Source organism: Streptomyces sp. NPDC041940 (genome assembly GCF_055589465.1).
Window position 1 is genome coordinate 144,325 of sequence record NZ_JBVJBP010000001.1, and the last position, 19,837, is coordinate 164,161.

Annotated in this window: 18 protein-coding genes and 2 pseudogenes; 10 read left to right on the top strand and 10 right to left on the bottom strand. The window is 70.2% G+C overall.

Features of this window, described 5'->3' with window-relative positions; all coding sequences use genetic code 11:
- Positions 1-24 precede the first annotated feature (24 nt).
- From recO to ACZ6I3_RS00645, 4 genes are all read left to right on the top strand, one after another.
- Positions 25-771 (top strand): DNA repair protein RecO, encoded by a 747-nt coding sequence (gene recO / locus ACZ6I3_RS00630; RefSeq protein ID WP_189723392.1) that lies wholly within the window; start codon positions 25-27, stop codon positions 769-771.
- Positions 772-820: 49 nt separating this feature from the next.
- Complete coding sequence (locus tag ACZ6I3_RS00635) at positions 821-1,651, top strand: isoprenyl transferase (RefSeq protein ID WP_469410674.1); 831 nt, start codon at positions 821-823, stop codon at positions 1,649-1,651.
- Between the two features lie 60 nt (positions 1,652-1,711).
- Positions 1,712-3,112, top strand: coding sequence for an MFS transporter (locus tag ACZ6I3_RS00640; protein WP_469410675.1), 1,401 nt, complete (start codon positions 1,712-1,714; stop codon positions 3,110-3,112).
- Between the two features lie 156 nt (positions 3,113-3,268).
- On the top strand, positions 3,269-4,642 hold the full coding sequence (locus tag ACZ6I3_RS00645) for a histidine-type phosphatase (protein WP_469410676.1): 1,374 nt from the start codon (positions 3,269-3,271) through the stop codon (positions 4,640-4,642).
- Between the two features lie 64 nt (positions 4,643-4,706).
- On the opposite strand, the gene ACZ6I3_RS00650 is transcribed toward ACZ6I3_RS00645, so the two are convergent.
- From ACZ6I3_RS00650 to ACZ6I3_RS00665, 4 genes are read right to left on the bottom strand one after another with little or no spacing between them, the layout of a single operon-like run.
- The gene (locus ACZ6I3_RS00650; RefSeq protein WP_469410677.1) at positions 4,707-5,126 is read right to left on the bottom strand and encodes a Fur family transcriptional regulator; all 420 of its coding nucleotides are present in this window, start codon (positions 5,124-5,126) and stop codon (positions 4,707-4,709) included.
- 58 nt (positions 5,127-5,184) lie between these two features.
- The gene (locus tag ACZ6I3_RS00655; RefSeq protein WP_469410678.1) at positions 5,185-6,087 is read right to left on the bottom strand and encodes a metal ABC transporter permease; all 903 of its coding nucleotides are present in this window, start codon (positions 6,085-6,087) and stop codon (positions 5,185-5,187) included.
- Positions 6,087-6,854: a metal ABC transporter ATP-binding protein gene (locus ACZ6I3_RS00660; protein ID WP_382827035.1), complete on the bottom strand. Its 768-nt coding sequence runs from the start codon at positions 6,852-6,854 to the stop codon at positions 6,087-6,089. The genes ACZ6I3_RS00655 and ACZ6I3_RS00660 overlap by 1 nt, the downstream gene beginning before the upstream one ends.
- Positions 6,855-6,874: 20 nt before the next feature.
- Positions 6,875-7,825, bottom strand: a complete 951-nt coding sequence (locus tag ACZ6I3_RS00665) for a metal ABC transporter substrate-binding protein (RefSeq protein WP_469410679.1) — start codon at positions 7,823-7,825, stop codon at positions 6,875-6,877.
- 192 nt (positions 7,826-8,017) lie between these two features.
- Here ACZ6I3_RS00665 and ACZ6I3_RS00670 point away from each other — a divergent pair, with 192 nt between their 5' ends.
- From ACZ6I3_RS00670 to ACZ6I3_RS00685, 4 genes are all read left to right on the top strand, one after another.
- Complete coding sequence (locus ACZ6I3_RS00670) at positions 8,018-9,400, top strand: glycine--tRNA ligase (RefSeq protein WP_469410680.1); 1,383 nt, start codon at positions 8,018-8,020, stop codon at positions 9,398-9,400.
- Between the two features lie 271 nt (positions 9,401-9,671).
- Positions 9,672-10,289 (top strand): LysE family translocator, encoded by a 618-nt coding sequence (locus ACZ6I3_RS00675; RefSeq protein ID WP_469410681.1) that lies wholly within the window; start codon positions 9,672-9,674, stop codon positions 10,287-10,289.
- Between the two features lie 91 nt (positions 10,290-10,380).
- Entirely contained in the window at positions 10,381-11,379 is a 999-nt protein-coding gene (locus tag ACZ6I3_RS00680; protein WP_469411653.1) for an aldo/keto reductase, read from the top strand.
- A gap of 26 nt (positions 11,380-11,405) precedes the next feature.
- A complete protein-coding gene (locus ACZ6I3_RS00685; protein ID WP_469410682.1) occupies positions 11,406-12,008 on the top strand; it encodes a TetR/AcrR family transcriptional regulator in 603 nt (200 codons plus the stop codon).
- A 161-nt stretch (positions 12,009-12,169) separates the two neighbouring features.
- Here the strand turns inward: ACZ6I3_RS00685 and ACZ6I3_RS00690 are convergent, their stop codons facing one another.
- Complete coding sequence (locus tag ACZ6I3_RS00690; protein ID WP_469410683.1) at positions 12,170-12,376, bottom strand: hypothetical protein; 207 nt, start codon at positions 12,374-12,376, stop codon at positions 12,170-12,172.
- A gap of 116 nt (positions 12,377-12,492) precedes the next feature.
- Positions 12,493-12,853 (bottom strand): annotated as a pseudogene (locus tag ACZ6I3_RS00695) (MFS transporter); the annotation flags it as partial.
- On the opposite strand from ACZ6I3_RS00695, the pseudogene ACZ6I3_RS00700 reads away from it, so the two are divergent.
- Positions 12,853-12,948: pseudogene (locus ACZ6I3_RS00700) on the top strand (XRE family transcriptional regulator); the annotation flags it as partial. The pseudogenes ACZ6I3_RS00695 and ACZ6I3_RS00700 sit on opposite strands and share 1 nt — an antisense overlap.
- A 10-nt stretch (positions 12,949-12,958) precedes the next feature.
- Here the strand turns inward: ACZ6I3_RS00700 and ACZ6I3_RS00705 are convergent.
- The 3 genes from ACZ6I3_RS00705 to ACZ6I3_RS00715 form a co-directional block, all read right to left on the bottom strand.
- Positions 12,959-14,716, bottom strand: a complete 1,758-nt coding sequence (locus ACZ6I3_RS00705) for a caspase family protein (protein ID WP_469410684.1) — start codon at positions 14,714-14,716, stop codon at positions 12,959-12,961.
- Positions 14,713-15,105 (bottom strand): hypothetical protein, encoded by a 393-nt coding sequence (locus ACZ6I3_RS00710; protein ID WP_469410685.1) that lies wholly within the window; start codon positions 15,103-15,105, stop codon positions 14,713-14,715. The genes ACZ6I3_RS00705 and ACZ6I3_RS00710 overlap by 4 nt, the downstream gene beginning before the upstream one ends.
- Positions 15,106-15,328: 223 nt before the next feature.
- Entirely contained in the window at positions 15,329-16,783 is a 1,455-nt protein-coding gene (locus ACZ6I3_RS00715) for an MFS transporter (RefSeq protein ID WP_469410686.1), read from the bottom strand.
- 78 nt (positions 16,784-16,861) lie between these two features.
- Between ACZ6I3_RS00715 and dusB the strand changes: the two genes are divergently transcribed.
- Complete coding sequence (gene dusB / locus ACZ6I3_RS00720) at positions 16,862-17,995, top strand: tRNA dihydrouridine synthase DusB (protein WP_469410687.1); 1,134 nt, start codon at positions 16,862-16,864, stop codon at positions 17,993-17,995.
- Here the strand turns inward: dusB and ACZ6I3_RS00725 are convergent, their stop codons facing one another.
- Positions 17,996-19,738 carry a sulfatase-like hydrolase/transferase gene (locus ACZ6I3_RS00725; RefSeq protein WP_469410688.1) on the bottom strand — a complete coding sequence of 581 codons (1,743 nt, stop codon included), beginning with the start codon at positions 19,736-19,738 and terminating at the stop codon, positions 17,996-17,998.
- Positions 19,739-19,837: the final 99 nt, after the last annotated feature.

Consider the following 19,837-nt stretch of genomic DNA (forward strand, 5'->3'; position numbering starts at 1 on the left):
CGGTGACCCTGCGAGAATGACGCCATGAGTCTGTTCCGCGACGACGGCATCGTGCTGCGCACCCAGAAGCTGGGTGAGGCGGACCGGATCATCACGCTGCTCACACGCGGTCACGGACGCGTACGGGCCGTGGCCCGGGGCGTGCGCCGGACGAAGTCGAAGTTCGGTGCGCGCCTCGAACCGTTCTCGCATGTCGATGTGCAGTTCTTCGCGAAGGGGAGCGAGCTGATCGGGCGCGGGCTGCCGCTGTGTACGCAGAGTGAGACCATCGCGCCGTACGGCGGCGGGATCGTCAGTGATTACGCTCGGTACACCGCCGGGACGGTCATGCTGGAGACCGCCGAGCGGTTCACCGATCACGAGGGCGAGCCGGCCGTGCAGCAGTATCTGCTGCTCGTCGGCGGGCTGCGGACCCTCGCCCGGGGGGAGCACGCCCCGCATCTCGTGCTCGACGCCTTCCTGCTGCGCTCCCTCGCCGTCAACGGCTACGCCCCGAGCTTCACGGACTGCGCGAAGTGCGGAATGCCCGGGCCGAACCGGTTCTTCTCGGTTGCCTCAGGAGGTTCCGTCTGCGTGGACTGCCGGGTGCCCGGCAGCGTCGTACCCTCGCCTCAGGCCCTCGAACTCCTCGCCGCGCTGCTTACGGGAGACTGGGACACCGCGGACGCGTGCGAGGCGCGGTACGTCCGCGAGGGCAGCGGGCTGGTGTCCGCGTATCTGCACTGGCACATGGAGCGCGGGCTGCGCTCCCTGCGGTACGTGGAGAAGTAGCCCCGCCCGTACAGACGCATGGCAAGCGAGCACGAGGAGCGAGAGACACATGGCCGTACGCGGGATCCTGGGGCGGCAGCGCCGGGAGTACAGGACGCCGGAGCCGCACCCCTCCGGCGCACGGCCGCCGAAGCTCGGAGAGCTCGTACCGAAGCATGTGGCGATCGTCATGGACGGCAACGGGCGGTGGGCCAAGGACCGGGGGCTGCCGCGCACCGAGGGGCACAAGGTCGGCGCCGAGCGGGTGCTGGACGTGCTCCAGGGCGCCATCGAGATGGGCGTCGGCGCGATCTCCCTGTACGCCTTCTCCACCGAGAACTGGAAGCGGTCGCCGGACGAGGTGCGCTTCCTGATGAACTTCAACCGGGACTTCATCCGCAAGACCCGCGACCAGCTCGACGAGCTGGGCATCCGGGTCCGCTGGGTGGGCCGGATGCCGAAGCTGTGGCGTTCCGTGGCCAAGGAGCTGCAGATCGCCCAGGAGCAGACCAAGGACAACGACAAGCTGACGCTGTACTTCTGCATGAACTACGGCGGCCGGGCCGAGATCGCCGACGCCGCGCAGGCGCTCGCCGAGGACGTGAAGAGCGGCAAGCTCGACCCGTCCAAGGTCAACGAGAAGACCTTCTCGAAGTACATGTACTACCCGGACATGCCGGACGTGGACCTGTTCCTGCGCCCGAGCGGCGAGCAGCGCACCTCCAACTATCTGATCTGGCAGAGCGCCTACGCCGAGATGGTCTTCCAGGACGTGCTGTGGCCGGACTTCGACCGGCGTGACCTGTGGCGGGCGTGCCTGGAGTTCGCCTCGCGCGACCGGCGGTTCGGCGGGGCCATCCCGAACGAGGAGCTGCTGGCCATGGAGGGCAGGCAGGAGTAGCCGGGGCGGCCCGGTCGCCCTCCGGTGGCAGCCGGGCCCCACCGGCGGTGTGCTGGTGGCATGGGTTCGACGGCCGTCAGCGCACCCCCGCAGACCTCGAAGCGGGCCGGGGCCTTCGTCGCGGCCTCGCTCGCCCTGTTCTGCATCCAGCTGGACTTCTTCGCGCTGAATCTGGCCATCCCCGGCATCTCCGCCGAGCTGGACACGACGGTCTCCGCCGCCCAGTGGACGCTGTCCGCCTACATGCTCGCCATCGGCTGTCTCTTCATCGTCGGCGGGCGGCTCGGGGATCTGCTCGGCCGCCGTCCCGTCCTGCTCGTCGGTATCGGGCTGTTCGCCGCCGCTTCCGTGGGCTGTGCTCTCGCTCCCACCCTGGGCGTCCTCGTCGTGTGCCGGGTGGTGCAGGGCGCGGGCGCGGCGCTGATCTTTCCCGTGTCGGTCTCCGTCATCAGCAACGCCTTTCCCGAGGAGACCCGGGCCCGGGCGCTCGGCGCGGTGTTCGGGATCGCCAACGTCGGCACCGCCCTCGGGCCGTTCGTGGGCGGTGGCTTCACCGACGGCCCCGGCTGGCGGTGGATCTTCTGGCTGCTGGCTCCGCTCAGCGCCCTCTCCCTGCTGATCGCCCTGTGGTGCGTCCCCGACTCCCGGGACGAGAGCGCCCCGCGCCAGGTCGACCTGCCCGGCTGTGTGGCCGTCGTGATCAGCCTGGCCGCGCTGACCCTCGCCGTGGAGCGGGGCAGCGCCTGGGGATGGGACCACGCGCGCACCCTCGCCCTGCTCGGCGTCGCGGTGGTGGCCGGTGCGCTCTTCGTCCGGCGTGAGCGGACCTGCCGGCATCCGCTGGTCGACTTCCGGCTCTTCCGCAACATCCCCTTCGACCTCGTCACCGTGATGGGGTCGGTGGCCAACATGGGCTACGCCGTCACCGTGTTCCTCGCCACCCTGCAGTTGCAGCAGGTGCGGGGCCTGTCCGCGATCCTGTCCGGCACGGTGTTCCTCGCCCCGGCCGTGATGGTGGCCTGCGCCGGTCCCATCGGCGCCTGGCTCTCCACGCGGATGCGTCCCACCAGCGTCATGGCCCTGGCCGGGACCATCGCGGGCACCGGCATGATCGGGCTGAGCTGGGCCTGGTCCTGGTGGGCCTACCTGCCCGTCTTCACCTGGTGCGCGCTCGGCCTGGGCCTCGGCTGGACCTTCGCCAGCGTGGCCACCCAGCAGGTCGTCTCGCCCGCCCGCGCCGGCGAGGCCTCGGGTGTCGTCCTCACGGCCCTCGTCACCCTGGGCGCCATCGGCCTGGCCGCCGTGGCCGCGGCGATCACCTCCCTCACCCCGGAGACCGGCCCGGAGCACGCCTACGACCTCCTCCTGCGCATCGGCGGCGCCGTCATCCTCGCCGCCGCCGCGCTGTCGCTGCTGGTCCGCCGCGGGCTCGGCGCACGAGGCCTGATGCCGTCCGGCTGAGGATTTTTTGGCAAGGGCAGGACGGTCGGCCACGCCCCGGCCGCCACCGGGCCACCCGAAATTCACGTACCGGTTCGACGATGCGGCGGATCACCCGGTCTGCCGCATCAGTCGCTTCAGTCGCTTTGGTGTGGTCCCGAACGAAACGGCACCTCCATGAGACGTCTCACCCCCGCTCTGGCCCTCGGCCTCGCGACCCTCGTGGTGGCCCCGTCGGCCGCCCAGGCGACGGACCACCACACCCGCCATGACACCGGCACCGTCCGCGACAGCTTCGGCACCAAGGCCTCCTACGTCCCCCAGCAGAACGCCCGCACCTACCAGCGGCCCCCGGCCGGCTTCACACCCGTCTTCACCGAGAACGTCTCCCGACACGGCTCCCGCGCCGCCACGGACGGCGAGGACGGCGACCTGATCCTCGCCCTGTGGGACAAGGCGCAGGCCGAGGGGCAGCTCACGCGCGAGGGGCGGGAGTTCGGGCCCCGGGTGCGGGCTCTGGAAGCCGCAATGGCCAAGGTCGGCTACGGCAACCTCAGCGGACGCGGCAAGCAGGAGATCGCGGGCACGGCCGTACGCATGGAGCAGCGCCTGCCCGGCCTGTTCCGGCAGATCGCCAAGAGCGGCGAGAAGATCGACGTCGTCAGCTCCGGGCAGGGCAGGGCCGTCGACAGCGGCAACCTGTTCGCGGCGACCCTCGGGGACACCGACCCGGCGCTGAAGCCGCTGATCGGCCCGGCCCGCGCCGACGCGAACCTGCTGTACTTCCACAAGGCGGCCGGAGGTGCCGCCTACCGCGACTACATCGACAAGGACCAGCGCCTCGCGGACACGCTCGACAAGCTCACCGACCAGCCGAAGACCCACCGGGCCGCCCGCAGTGTCCTGCGCGGGCTCTTCACCCCGGCGTTCGTCCAGCGGATCACCGACGGCGAGTTCGCCTCGATCGGCACCGAGGTCGAAGCCGCGCAGGCCGTCTTCAACCTGTACGCGATCGCCCCGGCCATGAGCGAGGAGAGCCCCGGCGGCAAGGGCTGGGGCATGGAGCGGTACATCTCGCACGGCGACGCCGCCTGGTTCGGCTACCTCAGCGACGTCGAGGACTTCTACGAGAAGGGCCCCGGCTTCGCCGACAGCGACATCACGTACAAGATGGCGGACGTCCTCCTCGACGACTTCTTCAAGCAGGTCGAGGCCAAGCGCGCCGGCACCGGCGACCTGGGCGCCGAACTCCGCTTCACCCACGCCGAGGAGATCATCCCCCTCGCCGCACTGATGAAGCTCCCGGGCAGCACGGCGGGCGTCACGGCCGACCACCCCTACACCTACGCCGACAACCCCTGGCGCGGCGCCTCCGTCGCCCCCATGGCCTCCAACATCCAGTGGGACGTCTTCCACAAGGGCAACACCTATCTCGTCCGCATGCTCTACAACGAGAAGGAGACAGCCTTCAAGGCCGGCTGCCACCCGATAGCCAAGGGCAGCAAGTTCTACGACCTCAAGGAACTGGAGCGCTGCTTCAATCGAACCTGAAGGTGACTAACCCAGGGGCGCGGGGAACTGCGCGACAAGCCCCAACGCACCCGCACCCGGCAACTCAACCCTTGGCGGCCGCCGCACACTCCGCACAGGTACCGAAAATCTCCACCGTGTGAGCCACGTTCACATACCCATGCTCCGCCGCGATGGAATCCGCCCACTTCTCCACGGCCGGCCCCTCCACCTCGACAGCCTTGCCGCACCCCCGGCACACAAGGTGATGGTGATGGTCATCCGTGGAGCAACGGCGGTAGACGGACTCGCCGTCGGCGTTACGCAGGACATCGACCTCACCGGCATCGGCGAGGGACTGCAGCGTCCGGTAGACCGTGGTGAGCCCGACCGAGTCGCCCTTGTGCTTGAGCATGTCGTGCAGGTCCTGCGCACTGCGGAACTCGTCGACCTCTTCCAGGGCCGCCGACACGGCGGCCCGCTGCCGGGTGGCGCGGCCCTTCACGGACGGTCCAGCGGTCGTCACCGTTGCCTCCTCACGTCTGCCTTGCCCGGGCCATTGTGCCAGCCCGGGGTGGGGGCGGTCAGACGCCGACCTCGTCGGCCGCCTCCCGGGTACCCGGAATCGCGCACTCGCCGGGGTCGTGGGCGGATTGCGCGGAAGTCCGGGCGCGGGCGCGGCGGCGGGCCAGCGGAGCCGCGAGTGCCGTCAGCACGATGAACGCGCCGATGGTCAGCAAGACGATCGTCGCACCGGGCGGGACATCCTGGTAGTACGAGGTGACCGTGCCGCCGATCGTCACGCTCACACCGATGGCGACGGCGATCACGAAGGTGGCGGCGAAGCTGCGGCTGATCTGCTGGGCCGCCGCGACGGGCACCACCATCAGCGCGCTGACCAGCAGCAGACCGACCACGCGCATCGCCACCGTCACCGTGACAGCCGCGGTGACCGCCGTCAGCAGGTTCAGGGCGCGCACCGGCAGGCCCGTCACCCGGGCGAACTCCTCGTCCTGGCTGACCGCGAACAGCTGCCGCCGCAGGCCGAGCGTGACCAGGACGACGAAGGCGGCCAGCACGCAGATCGCCGTGACGTCCGACTCGGACACCGTCGACAGCGAGCCGAAGAGGTACGACGTCAGGCTGGCGTTGGAGCCCGTCGGCGCCAGGTTGATGAACATCACACCGCCGGCCATGCCGCCGTAGAAGAGCATCGCGAGGGCGATGTCGCCGCGGGTCTTGCCGTACCAGCGGATCAGCTCCATGAGGACCGCGCCGAGGACGGAGACGAGGGTCGCCATCCACACCGGGGACCAGGTCAGCAGGAAGCCGAGGCCGACGCCCGTCATCGCCACGTGGCCGATGCCGTCGCCCATCAGGGCCTGGCGGCGCTGGACCAGGTAGATGCCCACCGCGGGGGCGGTGATGCCGACCAGGACGGCGGCGAGCAGGGCCCGCTGCATGAAGGCGTAGTCGAGGAAGTCCATCAGCTCAGCAGTCCCGTACGGATCGGTTCGGCGCCCGCGGGGGCGTGCGGGTGTACGTGGTCGTGGCCGGGGAGGGCGTGCTGCCCGACCGCCTTCGGGGGCGGTCCGTCGTGCACGACGCAGCCGTCGCGCAGGACGACCGCCCGGTCGATGAGGGGCTCCAGGGGGCCCAGTTCGTGCAGCACGAGCAGCACGGTGGTGCCCTGGGAGACCTGCTCGGTGAGGGTGTGCGCGAGGACTTCCTGGCTGGCCAGGTCGACGCCGGCCATCGGCTCGTCCATGATCAGCAGCTCGGGCTCGGAGGCGAGCGCGCGGGCGATCAGGACCCGCTGGTGCTGGCCGCCCGAGAGGGCGTCGACGGAGTCCTTGGCCCGGTCCGCCATGCCGACGAGGTCCAGGGCGCGTCGTACGGCCTCGCGGTCGGCCTTGCGCAGCACGCCGAAGCGGGCCCGGGACAGGCGGCCGGAGGAGACCACCTCGGTCACCGTGGCGGGCACGCCGCCCGCGGCCGTGGTGCGCTGCGGGACGTAGCCCACGCGGTGCCAGTCACGGAACCGCGCGCGGGGGGTGCCGAACAGCTCGATCTCGCCGGCGCCGGTCTGCACCTGGCCGATGACGCTTCGCACGGCCGTGGACTTGCCGGAGCCGTTGGCGCCGAGCAGCGCGACGACCTCACCGCGGTGCACGGTGAGGTCGATACCGCGCAGGACGGGGCGCGAGCCCAGGTCCGCGCGGACGCCGCGCAGGGATACGACGGGCTCGGTCATGCCGTCCTCCGATGAGTGAGTCACTTGGCTCCCAGTGCCGTCTGCAGGGCCTTGAGGTTGGCTTCCATGACCTGGAAGTAGTCGTCGCCGCGGGACTTGTCGGTGATGCCCTCGAGCGGGTCGAGGACGTCCGTCTTCAGGTTCGCGTCCCTGGCCAGGGTCTTCGCGGTGCGGTCGGAGACCAGCGTCTCGTAGAAGACGGTGGTGACGCCGTCGGCCTTCGCCTCCTGCTGGAGCTCCTTGACGCGGGCGGCGCTGGGCTCGCTCTCGGGGTCGACGCCGGAGATGGCCTCCTGGGTGAGACCGTAGCGCTCGGCGAGGTAGCCGAAGGCGGCGTGGTTGGTGAAGAAGACCTTGGACTTGGAGTCCTTCAGGCCGTTCTCGAAGTCGCTGTTCAGGCCGCCCAGCTTCTTGACCAGGGCCTCGGTGTTCTTCTTGTAGTCGGCCGCGTGGTCCGGGTCGGCCTTCTCGAAGGCCTTGCCGACGCCCTGGGCGATCTCGGCGTACTTCACGGGATCGAGCCAGACGTGCGGGTCGCGGCCGTGCTCCTCCTCCTCGGAGTGGGCTTCCTCGCCGTTCTCGTGGGTGTGGCCGCCGGTCCCGTGGTCCTCGAGGTGGGTCAGCGAGGCCGCGTCGATCTTCGTCTCGATGCCGGTCTGTGTCACGGCCTCGTCGACGGCGGGCTGGAGCCCCTTGAGGAAGAGCGCCGCGTCGGCCTCTTCGAGCTGGGCGCGCTGCTGGGTGCTGATCTCCAGGTCGTGCGGCTCCTGGCCCGGCTCGGTCAGACTGGTGACGTTCGCGTGGTCGCCGCCTATCTGCTCGGCGAGGAAGGCCATCGGGTAGAACGACGCGACGACGTCGAACTTCTCCGTGTTGCCCTTCGCCGCGCTGTCGCTGGAGCAGGCGGTCAGAGCGCCGAGGCCGAGAGAGGCGGCCGCGGCGGCGGGTATGAGTCGTCGTCGTACGTTCATGACAGTCATTTTCAACAAATATGGAAACCGTTGTCAACAAACGTCCTGAACAGGCTCGAATCAAGGGCCGTGGCCCTCTGGCGGTCGCTGAGGGGGGAGCGATTTGATTGAGGGGGCGTCCCCGCCGGTAACCTGAATCATTCGCTGGAAGCAACTCGCTTCGTCGCCCGTCGTCGTAATGAAGAGAGCACCGTGGCCGCCGACAAGATCGACACCATCGTCAGCCTGAGCAAGCGCCGGGGCTTCGTATTCCCCTGTAGTGAGATCTACGGCGGTCAGCGCGCCGCCTGGGACTACGGCCCGCTGGGTGTCGAGCTCAAGGAGAACCTCAAGCGCCAGTGGTGGCGCTACATGGTGACGTCGCGCGAGGACGTGGTCGGTATCGACTCGTCCGTCATCCTGGCCCCCGAGGTCTGGGTCGCCTCCGGCCACGTCGCCACGTTCACCGACCCCCTCACCGAGTGCACCTCCTGCCACAAGCGGTTCCGCGCGGACCATCTTGAGGAGGCCTTCGAGGAGAAGAAGGGCCGCGCCCCGGAGAACGGGCTCGCGGACCTCAACTGCCCCAACTGCGGCAACAAGGGCACCTTCACCGAGCCCAAGCAGTTCTCGGGCCTGCTGTCGACCCACCTCGGCCCGACGCAGGACTCCGGCTCCGTCGCCTACCTGCGGCCCGAGACCGCGCAGGGAATCTTCACCAACTTCTCCCAGGTGCAGACCACTTCGCGCCGCAAGCCGCCGTTCGGCATCGCCCAGATGGGCAAGTCCTTCCGCAACGAGATCACGCCCGGCAACTTCATCTTCCGCACGCGCGAGTTCGAGCAGATGGAGATGGAGTTCTTCGTCAAGCCGGGCGAGGACGAGACGTGGCAGGAGTACTGGATGGAGCAGCGCTGGAACTGGTACACCGGCCTCGGCATGCGCGAGGAGAACATGCGGTGGTTCGAGCACCCGAAGGAGAAGCTCTCCCACTACTCCAAGCGCACCGCCGACATCGAGTACCGGTTCTCCTTCGGCGGCAGTGAGTGGGGCGAGCTGGAGGGCGTCGCCAACCGCACCGACTACGACCTCGGTGCCCACTCCAAGGCCTCCGGCCAGGACCTCACCTACTTCGACCAGGAGGCCGGCGAGCGCTGGACGCCGTACGTCATCGAGCCCGCGGCCGGTGTCGGCCGCGCGATGCTGGCGTTCCTCCTGGACGCCTACGTCGAGGACGAGGCGCCCAACGCCAAGGGCAAGATGGAGAAGCGCACCGTGCTGCGCCTCGACCACCGTCTCGCGCCGGTCAAGGTCGCGGTGCTCCCGCTGTCCCGGAACCCGGAGCTGTCCCCGAAGGCCAAGGGCCTCGCCCAGGCGCTGCGCCAGAACTGGAACATCGACTTCGACGACGCCGGCGCCATCGGCCGCCGCTACCGCCGTCAGGACGAGATCGGCACGCCGTTCTGCGTGACCGTCGACTTCGACACGCTCGAGGACAACGCGGTCACCGTCCGCGAGCGTGACTCGATGAAGCAGGAGCGGGTGTCCCTCGACCAGATCGAGGGTTACCTGGCGGCCCGCCTGGTCGGCTGCTGATCGCCTTTCTCGCGCACGACGGTGCCGGGTTCCTCTTCGGAGGGGCCCGGCACCGGCGCGTTCACCTGTTTCTTGCGAGGATGCCCCGGTGTTCATGCCGGGGAGGAATCGCATCCGGGTGTTGCGGCGCGGAGCGTCGCCGCATCCTGTTCGGGGCGTGGAGCGCTCATGCCGTTGTCCGGCGCTTTCGGAGTGATGCGAAGGTGTGGTCCTGTTGCGCGGCCGTCGATTGGCTCTGTTTCCCGGGGCGCGGCGGCGACACGGTGAGCGCATGAGTATCGCGTTTCTGCTGACCACCCTGGTCGTCGTCGCCACGCCCGGTACCGGTGTCGTCTACACCCTCGCCGCCGCGCTCTCCCGGGGGCGCCGCGCGAGTGTCGTCGCGGCCGTCGGCTGCACGCTCGGGATCGTGCCGCATCTGCTGGCCACGGTCACCGGCGTCGCCGCGCTGCTGCACGCGAGCGCGACCGCCTTCGAGGTGCTGAGGTACGCCGGGGTCGCGTACCTGCTGTACATGGCGTGGGCGACCGTGCGGGACAAGGAGGCGCTGGTGGTGGAGGAGCGGGCGGCGCAGGCGCCGGTGTCGGCGCTGCGGGTGATCGTGCGGGGTGTGCTGGTCAACATCCTCAACCCGAAACTGACGATCTTCTTCTTCGCGTTCCTGCCGCAGTTCGTGAGCCCGGGGGAGCCGCACGCGGTGGCGCGGATGCTGGGGCTGGGCGGGGTGTTCATGCTGGCGACCTTCGTCGTGTTCGCGGTGTACGGGGTGCTGGCCGCGTCGGTGCGCAGCCATGTCATCGGACGGCCGCGGGTGATGGCGTGGCTGCGGCGGGGGTTCGCGGGGTCGTTCGTGGCGCTGGGGGCGAAGCTGGCGTTCACGGCGCGGTAGTCGCTGGAGGGGGTGGCGACGGACGGTGGCAACTATGGAGTGACAGATATTGAAATCTGTCAGCTGTCATGTCATGGTGGTTGGCATGACGATGCGAACCCGCCCCCTCGGAACCACCGGCCCCCAGGTCTCCGCCCTCGGTCTCGGCTGCATGGGCATGTCCGCGCTGTATGGCGAGACGGACCGGGCCGAATCCATCGCGACCCTCCACGCGGCGCTCGAAGCGGGCGTCACCCTGCTGGACACCGGCGACTTCTACGGCATGGGCCACAACGAACTGCTGATCGGCGAGGCCCTCCGCGCGGCCCCCGCCGCCCGGCGTGAACAGGCGCTGGTCAGCGTGAAGTTCGGCGGCCTGCGCGACCCGGACGGCGGCTGGTCCGGCTACGACGGCCGGCCCGCCGCCGTGAAGAACTTCGCCGCGTACTCCCTCCAGCGGCTGGGCGTCGACCACATCGACGTCTACCGCATCGCCCGCCTCGACCCGGACGTGCCGATCGAGGAGACGGTCGGCGCGATCGCGGAACTCGTCGAGAAGGGACACGTGCGGCACATCGGCCTGAGCGAGGTCGGCGCCGAGACCATCCGCCGGGCCGCCGCCACCGCGCCGATCTCCGACCTCCAGATCGAGTACTCCCTCATATCGCGCGGCATCGAGGACGAGATCCTCCCGACCACGCGCGAGCTGGGCATCGGCATCACGGCGTACGGGGTGCTCTCCCGGGGGTTGATATCGGGCCACTTCACCGCGGACCGGCAGCTCGGCGCGGGTGACTTCCGGGCGATGTCGCCGCGCTTCCAGGGCGAGAACCTCCGGCACAACCTGGACCTCGTCGAGGCGCTGCGGAAGATCGCCGAGCAGAAGGGCGCCAGCGTCGCGCAGACGGCCATCGCCTGGGTGCTGTCCCGCGGTGAGGACATCGTGCCGCTGGTCGGCGCCCGCCGCCGCGACCGGCTCACGGAGGCGCTGGGCGCGCTGGACGTGACGCTGGACGCGGCCGACCTGACCGCGATCGAGGAGGCCGTGCCGGCGGGTGCCGCAGCCGGTGAGCGCTACCCGGCGGCCCAGATGGCGCACGTCGAGCGCTGAACCGGGCTCCGGGTACGGTCAGGGGCATGGCACCGACCAGCGAGACACTGACCGCCGAGCGCATCCTCGAGGCCACAGAGGAGGTGCTGCGGCGCCACGGCCCGGCCAAGGCCACCGTCGTGGACGTGGCCCGGGCGCTCGGTGTCAGCCACGGCAGCGTCTACCGCCACTTCCGGACCAAGGCGGCGCTGCGCGAGGCGGTCACCAAGCGCTGGCTGGACCGCACGTCCGGGGAGCTGTCCGGCATCGTCGCCGGCGACAGCGCCCCGGAGGCCCGGCTGCGGGACTGGCTCGCCGCGCTGTTCGCCGCGAAGCGCCGCAAGGCGGGCGACGATCCGGAGCTGTTCGCCACGTACATGGTCCTCACGGACGAGGCCGGCACGGCGGTGAACGAGCACATCACCGACCTGGAGTCCCAGCTGACCCGCATCATCCAGTCCGGCGTGGAGGACGGCGACTTCGCGCCCACCGACCCGGAGGCCTCGGCCCGCGCGGTGTTCCAGGCGACGGGGCGGTTCCACGACCCCTGTTACGCGCGGGAGTGGGAGCAGCCGGGCGCGGAGGCCGACTTCGCCGCGGTCGTCGACCTGATGGTGCGGGGTCTGCGCGGCGCGGGGACGACGCCTTAGAGAACTGCGGCCGCCCGAACGAATGCGGCCTCCGCTCCGTCGATACGTATGAGGCCGGGCACATCTGCGGCCCGGAGTGCGGCAGTTCCGGAGATGAGCCCCCGGGGAGGTATCCAGGTGACAGCGGTGACTTCGCCTGACGCTCCCGTGCCTCTCGGCGGTCACGCCGCCGTCGGGTCCACCGTCGCCTGATGGGCCTCCGTCAGATGTTCCTCCGCCTTCAGCCACGGCAGGAACTGCGCGCTTCTGCGCCAGCCGCAGGTGTCGCATCTGATCGTGCGCTGCATGCCCGTGCGCTGGACCCGCACCACGTGTTCGCGGCCGTGCTGGTCCCAGCGGCTGACCTTGCTGGTGTCGATCTGCGTCATGACGCCTCCCGCGTCCAGAAATCCGGCCCGTCCGGTCCGCTCGCAGTAAGGAGTGTGCGGCATGACCAACATCAACAGGGTTTCCCCGGATGCGAGTTATCAGGCCGTGAGATGCCTCAGAAGACCGTGCGCGGCGGCCTGAGGCGCAGCAGACCTCTCAGCACCACCCCGGCGAGCTGCACCAGCGGCGGCGTGACCAGGGCGTCCCGCATGCCCATCGCCGGGACCAGGGACGGGAACAGCGCGCCCAGGGTGGCCAGGCCGAGGGCCAGTGCCGACTGCCGAGTGGTGATCATCACGCCGCCGCCGACGCCGGCACGGGCGGGCGGCACCTCGGAGAGGATGACCCGGTGGATGACGGGCAACCCGGTAGCTGACGGGCAGTTGCAGTGCCTGGCCCGCGCCCGTGCCGGCGATCGCCGCGCCCGGGAGCAGTTCGACGAAACCGAGGTGCGGCCAGAAGCGCCAAGCGGCCAGCGGTCCGCCTCCACGCCGAGATGGCCGGCCATCTCACCGAGCCCGCCTGGAAGATGCTGCTCAAGCGCCTGCGCACGGAGTCCCCCGAGTTCCGCACGCCTGTCCTCACCAGTTCTGGCTGCCCACCAGGTAGGCGATGCCCATGAGGACGGCCAGGATCAGTACCGGGATCGCCAGGCCCTTCGCGACCGCGGTCAGGCTGTGCGTGACGCTTTCCGCCTTGCTCGTCTGGTGCTCCCGAGGTGTTCCCAGATCGTGCCGGGCGAACGCGCCGACGACCAGTGCCAGCGCACCGGTGATCAGGGACACGGTGAGCGGTGTGATCGCTCCGTGCTCGCGGATGTTGTCCTCGACGTTGCCGTAGGCCCCTTCGCCGCCCCGCTCCGTGATGGCCACCACCGCCGCCTGGATGGCCAGTACGAGCGTGATGACAGACGTGACGGCGAGAGCGAGGGCGGCGCCGGCGAGGGGCAGAGCGCGGCGGGACGGCGATGAACGGTCCGTTCGCGTCTGGTGCGCAGCCGTGCGCGCCTGGTCCGCAGAGGGCTCGGGCGGCCTCTTGGGAGGGGGCGGGATGCGCCGGTGCTTGACGGTCACCGTGTCCGGCTTGCCTATCACCGCCTCGACGTGGATCACCGACTCGTCCGCCACACCCTTCAGCACGATGTCGCCGGACAGACGCCCCTCGGCCGTCGTGCCGACGTGGACATCCAGGCCCCGTGGGGTCGGATCGACCCGCAGCCACGACTGCTTGGACTGGGCCACGCAGTGACGGGCCAGGGGTGGGCCGTGCAGGGTCACCGACTGCTTCCGAGGAGGCGAGCCCTTTGGTGCCTGGCCGAAGTCCAGGTGGTCAGGGGACGGTGCCAGGTGGATCTCACTCAAGGCCTCGGACGCCAGTTCGGCGATCGGCTGGATGTCGTTCCGCGCGACCTCCTCCAGGTGCTGACGCGCCCCTTCCGCCACGGGCAGCTCCGTGTGCCGCAGTCGTTTGCGCAACTCCGTCACGGCGCCCTGCCGTGTGAGGAACTCGTCGCTGTTCATGGCCGCCCGCAGGGCGGGCGGCGAGGGAACGGCGGCGATCTTGATGCGACCACGCCGGCTGTGTGCCAGATGCAGCTCCCCGCGCAGCTCCGCCGCCTTCTTCGGCCTCTGATGGGGGTTCTGCTCCTGTACGTGCCGGTAGACGTAGTCGTACAGGTCGTCCAGGGAGACCTTCCCGTCCGCGTCGAGGTCGGCCTCGCCGGTCTCCAGGCCCTCGACGACCGCGTGTGTGAACAGCGAAGGCCGCGGACCGGAGTTCTCCGCGAGTTCGCTGCCCTCGAAGGCGTACTCCATGGAGTCGGACGCGGTGATCACGGCCCACCCCCGCCCAGTGGCCGGCTCGCCCTTGGCGAACGACTCGAGGGCGTTGATCTCTCCGGAGGCGCGTACCGAGGTCGAGCCCCGGGAGAAGGCGCCGCCGTAGCAGCAGTCGAGGAACAGCACGGTGAGGCCCGCACGGGTGCCGTACATGCAACCGCGGACGAACTGGGAGGGGACGGCCGTGGCGGCCAGCAGCGGGGGCTCGGTGTCGCTCGCGGCCAGGTACAGCTCGCCGGACTCGCTCTTGATGCCGTGGCAGGAGAAGTGGAGCAGGAGCGTGTCGGCGCCGCCGCGCTCGTTGAAGAAGCCCTGGATGCGCCTGCGCATGAGGTCGGCGGACGCGTTGTGCACGACCTCCACCTGGAAGTCGCCGATCTGGGGGTCGTGCAGCACCCTTTCGAGGGCGGCGGCGTCCTGGGCGGGTGCCTTGAGTTTCTTGAGCCCCTGGTCGTCGTACCGGCCGTTGGCGATGATCAGCGCGTGTCTGGAATCCGTCATGGCTCGGCTCCAGCCGGGGAATGGCGCTGGACGAAGAGCGTGAACACCTCCGCGACCTGATCGTCGGTCGCCTCGGACACCTCCAAGACGTCGTCGCCCATCTGCAGACGCAGGGACGGGTGGGTGTCGTGGTGCCTGCCCATCCAGGACCGGATCACGGTCACCACCTGGCTCAGGGCGGTTGCCGAGCTGCCCAGGGTCACCAGCAGGGCGCCGATCTGAGTGATGTCCACGGCCCGCGCTCCGGGCGGGGCCTCCCCGCCGGGGAGCGTCGTGACGTCGTCCACGTCGAGTTCGAGCAGTTCCTCGCGCAGGTAGCCGGTCAGCTCCGCGACACGTTCGGCTTCCGCGTCCTCTTCGGCGAGGAGGATGTGCAGTGTGTTGTCCACCGGGTCAGCCCCTTCGTGCTCGTCGGGGCGGCGCAGAGTCGGACTATCGGTGGGCTCTGCGTCCTCACTTACAGTTTCTGCTGCTCAGAGCGGGGTGGCAAGTCGCCACCGGAGGAATGAGTTTGACGCTTCAACCGAAAGGGGTCTCGCCGAACCGCCGCGGACGGGCCCCGTGTTACCGAAGGGCTGCGAACCACGGCTACGAGGTCACGAGGTCACCAGGTCACGAGGTGCGGTGTGCGGTCACCGCCACATCCCGCACCTCCGCCGACTCCAGCCGCTCCGCCGTCCCCTCAGCGGTACGGCGAGCCCACCGCCCGCTCGTCACCGCCCCCAGCAGCAGCACGGCGAAGCCGCACACCGCGAGGATCCACCAGCCCGGTCGCGCCGCCGACACGAACGTCTCCCGGTACGACGACGAGCCCACGCCGGAGGCGAGCACCGCCCCCACCACCGCGACACCCAGCGTCTGCCCGAGCTGCCGGCTCGTCGAGGCGACCGCCGCGGCGACCCCCGCCTGGGCGCGCGGCATCCCGGACACCGCCGTGTTGGTGATCGGCGCGTTGACGAAACCGAAGCCGATGCCGAAGAGGACGTATCCGGCGAAGAGCGTGACGTCGGAGGTCTCGGCCTCGAACGCGGCGAAGAGCACGCCGCTCGCGGTCATCGCGAAGCCGGCGATCAGGAGGGGGAGGCGGGGGCCGCGGGAGCCGACCAGGCGGCCGGAGAGCGGGGCGCAGAGGAACGTCGGGGCCGCCATCGGCAGCATCCACAGGCCCGCCTCCAGCGCGGTCAGGCCGCGCACGTTCTGGAGGTACAGCGTGGACAGGAAGAGGAACCCGCCGAGCGCGGCGAACGCGCTGACCGCGATGGCCGTGGCCCCGCTGAACGGCGCCGAGCGGAAGAACCGCAGATCGATCAGGGGTTCGGTGCGGCGGGGCTCGTACCAGAGCAGGCCGAGCAGGGCGGCCAGGGCGACCGCGGCCAGCGGGGCCGTCGAGGCGAACGGTGTGCTCGGCGCCTCGATGATCGCGTAGGTCAGGGAGCCGAAGAGGGCGATCACCAGCAGCTGGCCGACCGGGTCGGGGCGGCGGGCCTTGGCGGCGCGGGACTCGGGGACGAAGCGGAAGGTGAGGAGGAGGGCGGCGAGGCCCACCGGCAGGTTGATCCAGAAGATGGAGCGCCAGCCGACCGAGTCGACGAGGAGGCCGCCGACCAGCGGGCCGGCGGCCATCGATATGCCGACGACCGCGCCCCACACGCCGATCGCGCGGGCCCGTTCGCGCGGGTCGGTGAAGGTGTTGGTGATGATCGACATGGCGACCGGGTTCAGCATCGAGCCGCCCACCGCCTGCACCATCCGGAAGGCGACCAGCGCCTCCAGGTTCGGTGCGAGGGAACAGAGGACCGAGCCGATGGTGAAGACCACCAGGCCCGCCATGAAGACCCGCTTGCGCCCGATCCGGTCGGCGGTGGAGCCCGCGAGCATCAGCAGCGAGGCCAGGACCAGGGTGTAGGCGTCGATCGTCCACTGCAGACCTGAGGTGCTCGCGTGCAGGTCCTGCTGCATGGAGGGCAGGGCCACGTTCAGGACCGTGTTGTCGAGGCTCACGATCAGCAGGCTCATACAGCAGATCGCGAGCACCAGCATGCGGCGGCGGGGGCTGAGCTCGGGCATGCGGGCCATCGTACGCCGATTTCAATAGTGTGGCTAACTAACGAATTTTACGTTCTCATTGCACGGCACAATGGAGGCATGTCCACGCCCCTCCACATCGGCCCGCACACCGTCCAGCCCCCCGTCGTCCTGGCCCCCATGGCCGGGATCACCAACGCGCCCTTCCGCACCCTGTGCAGGGAGTTCAGCGGAGGAAAGGGCCTGTTCGTCAGCGAGATGATCACCACCCGGGCGCTGGTCGAACGCAACGAGAAGACGATGCAGCTCATCCACTTCGACGAGACGGAGCGGCCCCGGTCGATCCAGCTCTACGGCGTGGACCCGGCGACCGTCGGCAAGGCCGTCCGCATGATCGCGGAGGAGGACCTCGCCGACCACATCGACCTCAACTTCGGCTGCCCCGTGCCGAAGGTCACGCGGAAGGGCGGCGGCTCCGCGCTGCCGTACAAGCGGAACCTGCTGCGGGCCATCCTGCGCGAGGCCGTCAGCGGTGCCGGCGATCTGCCCGTCACGATGAAGATGCGCAAGGGCATCGACGACGACCACATCACCTTCCTGGACGCCGGCCGGATCGCCGTCGAGGAGGGCGTCACCTCCATCGCGCTGCACGGCCGCACCGCCGCCCAGCACTACGGCGGCACCGCCGACTGGGACGCCATCGCCCGGCTGAAGGAGCACGTGCCGGAGATCCCGGTGCTCGGCAACGGCGACATCTGGTCGGCCGAGGACGCGCTGCGGATGGTGCGCGAGACCGGCGTCGACGGCGTGGTCGTGGGACGCGGGTGCCTCGGGCGGCCGTGGCTGTTCGCCGATCTGGTGGCCGCCTTCGAGGGGCGCCCCCAGGACATCGCCCGCCCGGCGCTGCGCGAGGTCGCCGACGTCATGGTCCGGCACGCCACGCTGCTCGGCGAGTGGATCGGGGACGAGGCGCGCGGGGTCATCGACTTCCGCAAGCACGTCGCCTGGTACCTGAAGGGCTTCGCGGTCGGCTCCGAGATGCGCAAGCGCCTCGCGATCACCTCCTCGCTGGAGGAACTGCGCTCCGGGCTGGACGAGCTGGACCTCGACCAGCCCTGGCCCGCCGGCGCCGACGGGCCCCGGGGCCGTACGTCCGGCAACAACCGTGTGGTGCTGCCGGACGGCTGGCTGAAGGACCCCTACGACTGCGCCGGGGTCGGCGAGGACGCCGAACTCGACACCTCCGGCGGCTGATCAGCCTTCCGAGCGGTGCGGTGTGGAGCCGTACGCCTTGAGGAAACGGTCGCGGAAGGAGCTCATCTTCCACACCGGGGCGTCGCGGTCGGGCTTGAGGCCCTCCGTCCAGTTCCAGTCGGCGACCTTGTCGAGGACCTTCGGGTCCTTCGCGACGATGGAGACCGGCACGTCGCGGCTGGCGCGGGTGCCGCTGACCCGGGCCATGGGCTGGTGGTCGCCGAGGAAGACCAGGACGGTGTCGTCGGTGCCGTAGCGCTCCAGCCACTGGGTGAGGCTGGTGACCGAGTACTGGATGGACTTGCCGTACTCCTGCCGGGACTGGGTGGTGTCGGTGAGGACGTCCGACGCCTTCTTGCCGGCCTTCTGGACGGCGTCGAAGCGTGAGCCGTCGCCGAGTTCGTCCCAGTCGACCATCTTCGGCAGGGGCGCCCAGGGCTGGTGACTGGAGGTCAGGATGACGAACGACATCAGCGGCTTGTCGCGCTTCTCGCCGTGCACCTGGCGCTGGAACGCCTCCAGCGCGTACTGGTCGGGCATGGTCGACCAGCTGAACTTCGGGCCCTTGTATCCCAGGTCGTAGGCGTCGTAGAGCTTGTCGAGGCCGTACCACTTCTCCTCCGGCCAGCCCTTCTGCACGCCGGGCATCACGCCGACCGTGTCCCAGGCGCCGCTCTTGCGGAACGCCTTGGTGAGGGTGAGATGGTCGCCCGCGGTGACCGTGCGGTAGCGGCGCTGGTTGTCGATCCACAGGCCGGACATGGTCGTCGAGTGGCCGAGCCAGCTGCTGCCGCCAAAGGTCGCCGAGGTCAGCCAGCCGCTGCGGGCCGCGAAGCCGGCCTTCTCCAGGGCCTTGCCGCTGGTGTCGAGGGTGCGATCGACGCCGGGTGCCATGATCGGGTCCTCGATGGCGCTGCGGCCGTAGCTCTCGATGAACGTGAAGATGACGTCCTTGCCGCGCAGGTCGGGCAGCAGCTGGTCGGGCGGGGTGTTGCCGAAGGTGTCCGCCTGGGCGTGCTTCGCGAAGGCCGCCTCGTCGCGCAGGGACTCCACCGTCCGCTGGGCGTGGACCCGGAGGGCTCCGGCGCCGCGCTCGGAGGCGATCGGCCCGCCGAAGAGCGTCAGGCCCAGGGCGGAGCAGGTGACCCAGACGACGCCGGCGATCAGCGCGCCCCGGGCCGCCCGGGGCCGGTGGCGTACGAGCAGGTCGCTGAGCCGGACCGTCGCCGCGACCATGACGGCCGCCAGCAGCAGGACCAGCACGATCGCGCCGACGGCGGCGGCGGTCGCGACGCCCCCGCCCAGCGTGTCCCCGACGTACGCCTGGGCGTCGGGCAGCAGGTCCCAGTCGAGCGCGGCGTTGAAGCCCCGGCCCAGATACTCGTTGAACCCCATGTCGAGCAGGTTCACGGCGGTCAGCGCGGTCAGGCCCAGTCCGTACAGCGCCGCCGCGACCAGCCGGGGCCGACGCGGCAGCCACAGCACCACGACGGCCCCGACGACCGCCTCGGCCGGTATGCGCGTGAAGCTCTTCGGCCCCATGGCGGGGAGGGTGTTGGGCAGCAGCAGGGCACCGAGGACCAGGACGGCGGCGAGGGCGGTGGTGGTCCAGCGGAGGGCGCGGGCGGCTCGGGGGTGGCGGGCGCGGAGACCGGATTCCGACACGGGAGTCTCCGGTGCCGGTGCCGGTGCCGACGCAGGCTCTGACCGCGATGACTGGCGCAAGCGTGTGAAGACAGGCACCCGAAGGTCCTTCCCGTACGAAACCCGGTGAGGTGGGCGGACCCGCATGGGGATCGGGTCCGCCTCAGTTCCGTACGGGGCGCTCACCAGGTGCGTTCA